General features: G+C 27.4%; 9 protein-coding genes. 7 read left to right on the top strand and 2 right to left on the bottom strand.

Translation table 11 applies throughout. The features are described 5' to 3' along the window. Positions 1-164: 164 nt before the first annotated feature. A complete protein-coding gene (locus tag Q1J76_RS01605; protein WP_300365782.1) occupies positions 165-617 on the top strand; it encodes a hypothetical protein in 453 nt (150 codons plus the stop codon). 3 nt (positions 618-620) lie between these two features. Here Q1J76_RS01605 and Q1J76_RS01600 read toward each other — a convergent pair whose 3' ends face one another. Continuing rightward, entirely contained in the window at positions 621-1,748 is a 1,128-nt protein-coding gene (locus Q1J76_RS01600) for a glycerate kinase family protein (protein WP_300365779.1), read from the bottom strand. A gap of 154 nt (positions 1,749-1,902) precedes the next feature. Between Q1J76_RS01600 and Q1J76_RS01595 the strand changes: the two genes are divergently transcribed. The 6 genes from Q1J76_RS01595 to Q1J76_RS01570 all read left to right on the top strand — a co-directional run bounded on the left by Q1J76_RS01595 (position 1,903) and on the right by Q1J76_RS01570 (position 6,293). Further along, positions 1,903-3,273 (top strand): GntP family permease, encoded by a 1,371-nt coding sequence (locus Q1J76_RS01595; protein WP_300365776.1) that lies wholly within the window; start codon positions 1,903-1,905, stop codon positions 3,271-3,273. Positions 3,274-3,559: 286 nt separating this feature from the next. Further along, positions 3,560-3,733: a sugar diacid recognition domain-containing protein gene (locus Q1J76_RS01590; protein ID WP_300365773.1), complete on the top strand. Its 174-nt coding sequence runs from the start codon at positions 3,560-3,562 to the stop codon at positions 3,731-3,733. A 3-nt stretch (positions 3,734-3,736) separates the two neighbouring features. Next, complete coding sequence (locus Q1J76_RS01585; protein ID WP_367182050.1) at positions 3,737-4,180, top strand: hypothetical protein; 444 nt, start codon at positions 3,737-3,739, stop codon at positions 4,178-4,180. A gap of 36 nt (positions 4,181-4,216) precedes the next feature. After that, positions 4,217-4,453, top strand: a complete 237-nt coding sequence (locus tag Q1J76_RS01580; protein ID WP_300365770.1) for a helix-turn-helix domain-containing protein — start codon at positions 4,217-4,219, stop codon at positions 4,451-4,453. Between the two features lie 220 nt (positions 4,454-4,673). Next, positions 4,674-6,179 carry a sodium-dependent transporter gene (locus Q1J76_RS01575; protein WP_300365767.1) on the top strand — a complete coding sequence of 502 codons (1,506 nt, stop codon included), beginning with the start codon at positions 4,674-4,676 and terminating at the stop codon, positions 6,177-6,179. 18 nt (positions 6,180-6,197) lie between these two features. Then, a complete protein-coding gene (locus Q1J76_RS01570) occupies positions 6,198-6,293 on the top strand; it encodes a MetS family NSS transporter small subunit (RefSeq protein ID WP_300365764.1) in 96 nt (31 codons plus the stop codon). A 411-nt stretch (positions 6,294-6,704) separates the two neighbouring features. Here Q1J76_RS01570 and Q1J76_RS01565 read toward each other — a convergent pair. Then, a partial coding sequence (locus tag Q1J76_RS01565; protein ID WP_300365761.1) for a zinc metallopeptidase occupies positions 6,705-6,902 on the bottom strand: 198 nt, incomplete at its 5' end.

The following is a 6,902-nucleotide window of genomic DNA, read 5'->3' as shown; positions in this document are numbered from 1 at the left end:
TAATAAAATATAATAATTTTTGGAATCATAAAAGAATACATTCCGCTTTAAATTATGATACTCCTATGTTATACTTCAAAAAAATAAGGAATACTTAAAGGAAATATCTCTGGCTCCCGTGCAATATAATTTTTTATATAGATATTATAATAGGGGTATAAATAATGGGTACTTTAGAAAATTTTGATGTTCATAATCTTAATAATAGTAATGAACAAAGAATAACAAAAGAACAGGTAAGAGAAAAGATTTATAAAAATGAAAATATAGAAAATGCTATAAGGAAAGGAATAGAAAATTATTTGGATTTTTCAATATTAAAAATGTATTCTGATAGTGCTGTTTCTGAATACGAGTATTTTGGTAATTATAATCTTATAACTACAGAAATATTAGAAGAAGGATATGTAATTTCTGATATTCACATAGATGTTAATATGATAGTTTATGATTATATGAGTAAAGATGATAATAAAAAAGAAAGATATATTGCTTTAAATAAAACCTATTTGATGGGGCTTAATTTAAAGTTTTTATTAAAAGATATAGATGATGATATTGAAAATATAGAAGTAAAGTACTTTAATATTTACGGCGTTACAAATAATATTAAATAAATATTATAAGTTTATATTTATAAATCTCAAAGCTCTTTCAGTAGCATTTTCTATTAAAAAATTCGTATTAGAAATAGCCTCTTCTATAGTCATAGCCCTATTAAATACAGGCATTATAGATTTTATACCTAGATCATATACTATATCCGCACCCTCTCTAATTTCTCCCACTATAGCAATTACAGGTATATTGCATGCTCTTTTAGCAATACCTACAGGAACTTTTCCTTCTTTTGTTTGACCGTCAATAGCTCCTTCTCCTGTTATGATTAAAGAAGCCTCTTTTATTTTATCTTCAAAATCTATTATATCAAGAATGGAATCTATACCGCTTTTTAATTCGGCATTACAAAATGCTATAAGCCCTCCTCCAAGTCCTCCAGCAGCCCCAGAACCTTCTATATAATCTATTTCTTTTCCAAATTTTTCTTTTATAATTTTTGCTATATTTTTAAGCCCATTATCAAGTATATCAAAATTTTTATCTGTAACTCCTTTTTGTTTTCCATATACAGCAGTAGCTCCATTATCTCCATAAAGAGGATTTTTTACATCGCATGCCGCTATTATTTTTATATTGAATATTCTTTTATCAACATTACTGTCATCTATATTATGTACTTTTATCATATTTTCAGCTACAGCTTCAAGTTCATTATTATCTTTATCTAAAAATTTATATCCCAAAGCATTAGCCATTCCAATGCCGCAGTCATTTGTAGCACTTCCACCTATTCCTATTAATATCTCTTTTATATTATTATTCAAAGCATCTTTTATAATCTCTCCAGTTCCATAAGTAGAATATTTTAAAGGATTTCTTGTTTTATCATCAACTAAAGTAAGCCCAGAAGCTTCTGCCATTTCTATAACTGCCTTATCTTTATTAATGATACCATATTTAGCTTCTATAATTTTTCCTTCAGGATTTTTTACATTAATATTTTTTGTATTTCCTCCAGCAGCATATAGTACAGATTCAACAGTGCCTTCTCCTCCATCAGCAACAGGTATTTTTATAATATCAGCATCTTTAATTACTTTTAATACACCTTTTTCTATATAATTGCATACTTCCAAACTGCTTGCACTTCCTTTAAATGAATCAGGTATTATTATAATTTTTTTCATCGTATTCTCCTTAATAATTTTTATAGTACATTAATTTTTATTTTCATTGTCTATATATACAATAAATATTTAAAAAATTGTATCTATAATATAAGGCAAATATATATAATTTTTATATACTTGTTAAATATAACAAAATAAAAAGGAGTAAGTTATGCAAGGCGGTTTATTGATTATATTTTTTATAATTTGCATCATTTTAATGATATTCGCCATATCTAAATTGAAAATACATCCTTTTTTATCCATTATGGGTGTATCTATTCTGTTTGCTTTTATTGCAGGAATACCTCTAAAAGAAATACCTGTCATAATTGGAAGCGGTTTTAGTGGAACTTTTACAAGTATAGGTATAGTTATCATTTTGGGAGCTTTGATAGGTACTGTATTAGAAAAAACAGGCGGGGCATTAAAACTTTCTGATATGGTTATAAAAGTAGTGGGTAAAAAAAGACCTGAATTGGCAATGCTTATTATGGGCTGGATAGTTTCTATTCCTGTTTTCTGTGATTCAGGATTTGTTATTTTGAATCCTATCAAAAAGGCTTTAATTAAAAGAACTATGAAGTCTGCTGTTACTATGAGTATAGCACTTTCTGCAGGATTGTATATTTCACATGTATTTATACCGCCTACACCTGGACCTATAGCGGCTGCTAATTCGCTTGGTATAGGAAATCATTTGCTTATGGTTATAGGAATGGGAATTGTATGTTCTATACTCCCTCTTATAGCAGGATATTTTTTCTCTAAATACATAGGAACTAAAGTAACGGCAATAGATGAAATTGCAAATGAAGAACATGTTAAAAGTTATGAGGAATTAGTGGCAGGCTATGGAAAACTGCCTAATGGATTTTTAGCAGTATCTCCTATCATTATACCAATTATATTAATGGCTTTATCATCAGTATTTACTATGGCTAAAATAGAAAGTCCTATAGCGATATTTATACAGTTTTTAGGTACTCCTATAATAGCTTTAGCAGTAGGATTAATATTTTCTGTTATTACATATTTTTCACAAAAAAATTATATGGAAGATTTAGATAGCTTTTATGATATTACAAATGATACTTTAAAAGTTGTAGGTCCTATACTTTTTGTAACAGCTGCAGGAGGAGTATTGGGAAAAGTGATATCTTCTTCAAATTTGGTATCATTTATTACAGAAAATGCTTCTTTATTTGAAAGTGTAGGGATATTTTTCCCATTTATACTATCTGCTATTTTGAAAACAGCTCAGGGTTCTTCTACAGTGGCACTAACTACTACAGCAGGAATATTAGCACCTTTAATGGGAGCATTGGGTTTAGATACTCCTATTCTTGCATCATTAACAGTTATGGCTATAGGGGCAGGAGCTATGACAGTTTCTCATGCTAATGACAGTTATTATTGGGTTGTTACTAATTTCAGTTCTATAAAAGCACAGGACGGATATAAAACACAAACTTTAATGACTTTGATTATTGGTATAGCTGGAATTATTAATGTATTTTTAGTTTCATTAATTGTTAAATAGATTTATAATGAAATTTATTTTATGCCCTGTTTATTTTTATACAGGGTATAATTTATTTTAACCAAAAAAAATTATGTTTTTTGATTATATTCAAAATTATTAATTTAATATTTAAGGTAGCTATGTATATTAATAATGAAATAGCTCAAAGATTATTAGATAAAATAATTAAAGTTATAGATTATGAAAGTGAATATTAATATTATGAATGAGTATGGAGAGATTATAGCAGTGGGATAAAGATAGAATAGGAAAACTTCATTTGGGAGCTTTGGAGGTTATTAAAATGCCTCTTATATTTAATAATGAACTTATAGGAGTTGTGGGAGTTACAGGAAATCCAGAGGAAATAAAACTTATAGCAAATATTATTAAAATGACTGCCGAAATGCTGATAGAGAGAGAAATAGATATTGATAAAAAAATACTGAAGCAAACAACTTTAAATAATTATATATAAAAAATCATATATAAAGAGAATTATCAATATTTATCATCTATTAATATATGGGTAGAAAATAATAATTATTCTTTTCAAGTAAATAGAGCGGTATGTCTTCTAAAAATAGAAAAAACTGATAATTATGATATGAAGAATGTATATGAATACATAATGCATAAAATAAAATTGATAAAATGTTTCAGCAGTCAAGATATTATTTTATATATAGGAAATAGACAGTTTATTATCATAAAAAGCTTAAATGTATCTGATAAAAATAAAACAATATTGTCATTTTTTAAGTTGCTTAAAAGAGAAATGAAAATACAATTTTCGGTTATGTGCGGTTCTATAGTCAATAATTTAGAAGATATACATAATAGTTTTGAACAGGCTAACTTTTTATTTAATTATATAGAAAATACAAATAATGATATTTATTTTATAGAAGATTATATTTTGTAATATATTGTTTTAAATAAAGGCTATTTCGGTTCTTCTATGATATTAAAAAATACATTAAATCTTATTAATAAAAATTCAGTATTCAAAGAAACGATAATAACTGTAAGTAAATGCGATATTAATATTAACAAAACTTGTGAAGAATTATCTATACATAGAAATACAGTTTTACATAGAATTAAGAAGATTAATGAAGTTTTAGGGCTTGAGCCTATTAACATAAATTCTGACAGAATAAAATTTTATATTATATCGGCACTTCTAAAAAAGTAGCTTTATTTTATATATATTATTGTAATATTTTTGCTTATTATAAGTTCATATAGTTATTATGTTTTCTACAAAAAATATTATATAAAAAATATCATTAGTTTTTTTATAATTTTATGTGAAAGAACAAATAAAAAATTTCTATACAAAGTATTGCTATTTTGTCTATTTTTATATATCATATAAGGTTAAATATAATTAATGAAAAATAAGGAGAGAAAAGATGAGTCATCATCATCACAGAGGACAGTGGGGAACTAGAGCTGGATTCATACTTGCCGCTATAGGTTCTGCTGTTGGTTTGGGCAATATATGGCGTTTCCCGTATATGGTTGCTTCTAATGGCGGTGGAGCTTTTATGATAGTTTTTCTTATAGCAATGCTCACTGCAGGCATACCTATAATGATACTAGAGTTTTCTATAGGTCATAAAACTCATAAAAGTGCTCCAGGTGCTTTAAAAGCATTGAATCCGTCTTGGGAATGGTTAGGCTGGTTACAGGTATTTACATGTTTTGCAATAGTTATTTATTATTCAGTTATTATTGCTTGGGCATTATCCTATGGACTTTTTTCCATTCAAGGTTTGAAATGGGGAACTGATACTGCTACTTTTTTCACACAGGAATATTTAAAACTTGATAGTGGTATCGCTCTTAAAAATTTTAATGTTGGTGTTGCTGTACCATTAGTTGTAGTTTGGATAATAATATTAATTTCCGTTATAGGCGGTGTTAAAGATGGTATAGAAAAAGCTAATAAAATATTTATGCCTTTACTTGCTATTTTAGTAATTATTATTCTTATTAGAGGTGTAACTTTACCTGGTGCTTTATCAGGACTTGATTACATGTTTAAGCCTGATTTTTCTAAACTTACTAATCCTAAAATTTGGATAGATGCTTATGGTCAGGTATTCTATAGTATGTCTGTGGCATTCGGTATAATGATTACATATTCCAGTTATTTACCTGATGATTCTGATATAGCTAATAATGCATTTATGACAGGTTTTGCTGATGCTAGCTTCAGTTTATTTGCTGGTATAACAGTATTCAGTATAATAGGGTATATGGCACATTCTCAGGGAAAAGAAGTTGCTGAAGTAGCAGGAAGTGGCGGAATAGGTTTAGCATTTATGGTATTCCCTGAAGCTATCAATTCTTTACCTGGATTAAATGGAATATTCGGTTTGGTATTCTTTTTAGTTCTTGCATTTGCAGGACTAACTTCTGCTATTTCTCTTGCTGAGGTAGTTATATCTTCATTCATAGATAAATTCCATTTCAATAGAAAAAAAGTAAGTATTGCTATTATAGTGATACAAAGTGCTATATCTATGGTTTATGCTACAGGAAGTGGACTTTCTATACTTGATATAGTGGATGCTTTCATAAATAATTATAATATTGTAGTAAGCGGATTAATAGAGATTGTATTAGTTGCTTGGGTATACAAATTAGGTTCATTAAAGAAGACTATTAATGAAGTAAGCGAGTTTAAAGTTGGAAGTTGGTGGAATTTCTGCTTAAAGTTTTTAACTCCAATATTTTTGGCTATAATGTTATCATTAAAATTGATAAATGATTTCAAAAAACCTTATGGAAATTATCCTACTTGGGCTTTATTTGCTTTGGGTTGGTCTATGCCTGTTATAGCATTCATAGTTGGATTATTATTGGCTAAATTTAAAGATAGACAGCCTAATATAACTAATCAAACAAAATAAATTAAGGAGGATTAAATTATGGGATTAGATTCTGCTATATTTATGGGTTTTAGTTTATTAGCTATTTGGGGAGGATTTGCTTTCTTTCTTAGAATAGCTTTAAGAAAAATGTAAATTAAAAATATGAAAGCATAGGCTTATAAAAGTCTATGCTTTTTTATAATGAAAGTTCTAACAGTATGAAAATAAAAAATAATTAAAAATTAGAATTTCAAAATAAACTGTATATTATCTAAATAGTTTTTTGTCTATTTTTAATCCCACCCTTTAGTCTTTTTATCTTTATCAGTTATTTTTATATTATTTTTCTTTTTTGTTTATTAACAAATTATCACCCCCACCCAAAATCTATTTAGATTTATTATGCAATCACCGCACGAAGAGTTTTCTTTTTTTAAAATATGGAAGTTGAAATTATAATGCCAATATTTAATAAGAATGTATTTACCGTGCGTAAAATAAAAAAGAGGCAATATTCAAAAATAAAGCCTCTTTCATTTCTTGTTTTTTATTAGTTAATATTTATTAATCTCTTCTTCTTTGTGCTAACATTAAAAGTCTTAATAGTGTAAGTATAGCAGTAACAGCAGCAGCAACATAAGTTAAAGCAGCAGCAGATAAAACTTTTTTAGCACCATAAAGCTCTTCACTATCTAAAAAACCGCCCTTATTCAATATTTTAATTGCTCTGTTTGAAGCATCAAATTCTACAGGTAATGTAAC

The sequence above is a fragment of the Brachyspira sp. genome, from assembly GCF_029258575.1.
Lineage (GTDB): Bacteria > Spirochaetota > Brachyspiria > Brachyspirales > Brachyspiraceae > Brachyspira.
The sequence above is the reverse complement of the archived record's forward strand: the minus strand, read 5'-3'. Positions and strand labels throughout refer to the sequence as shown.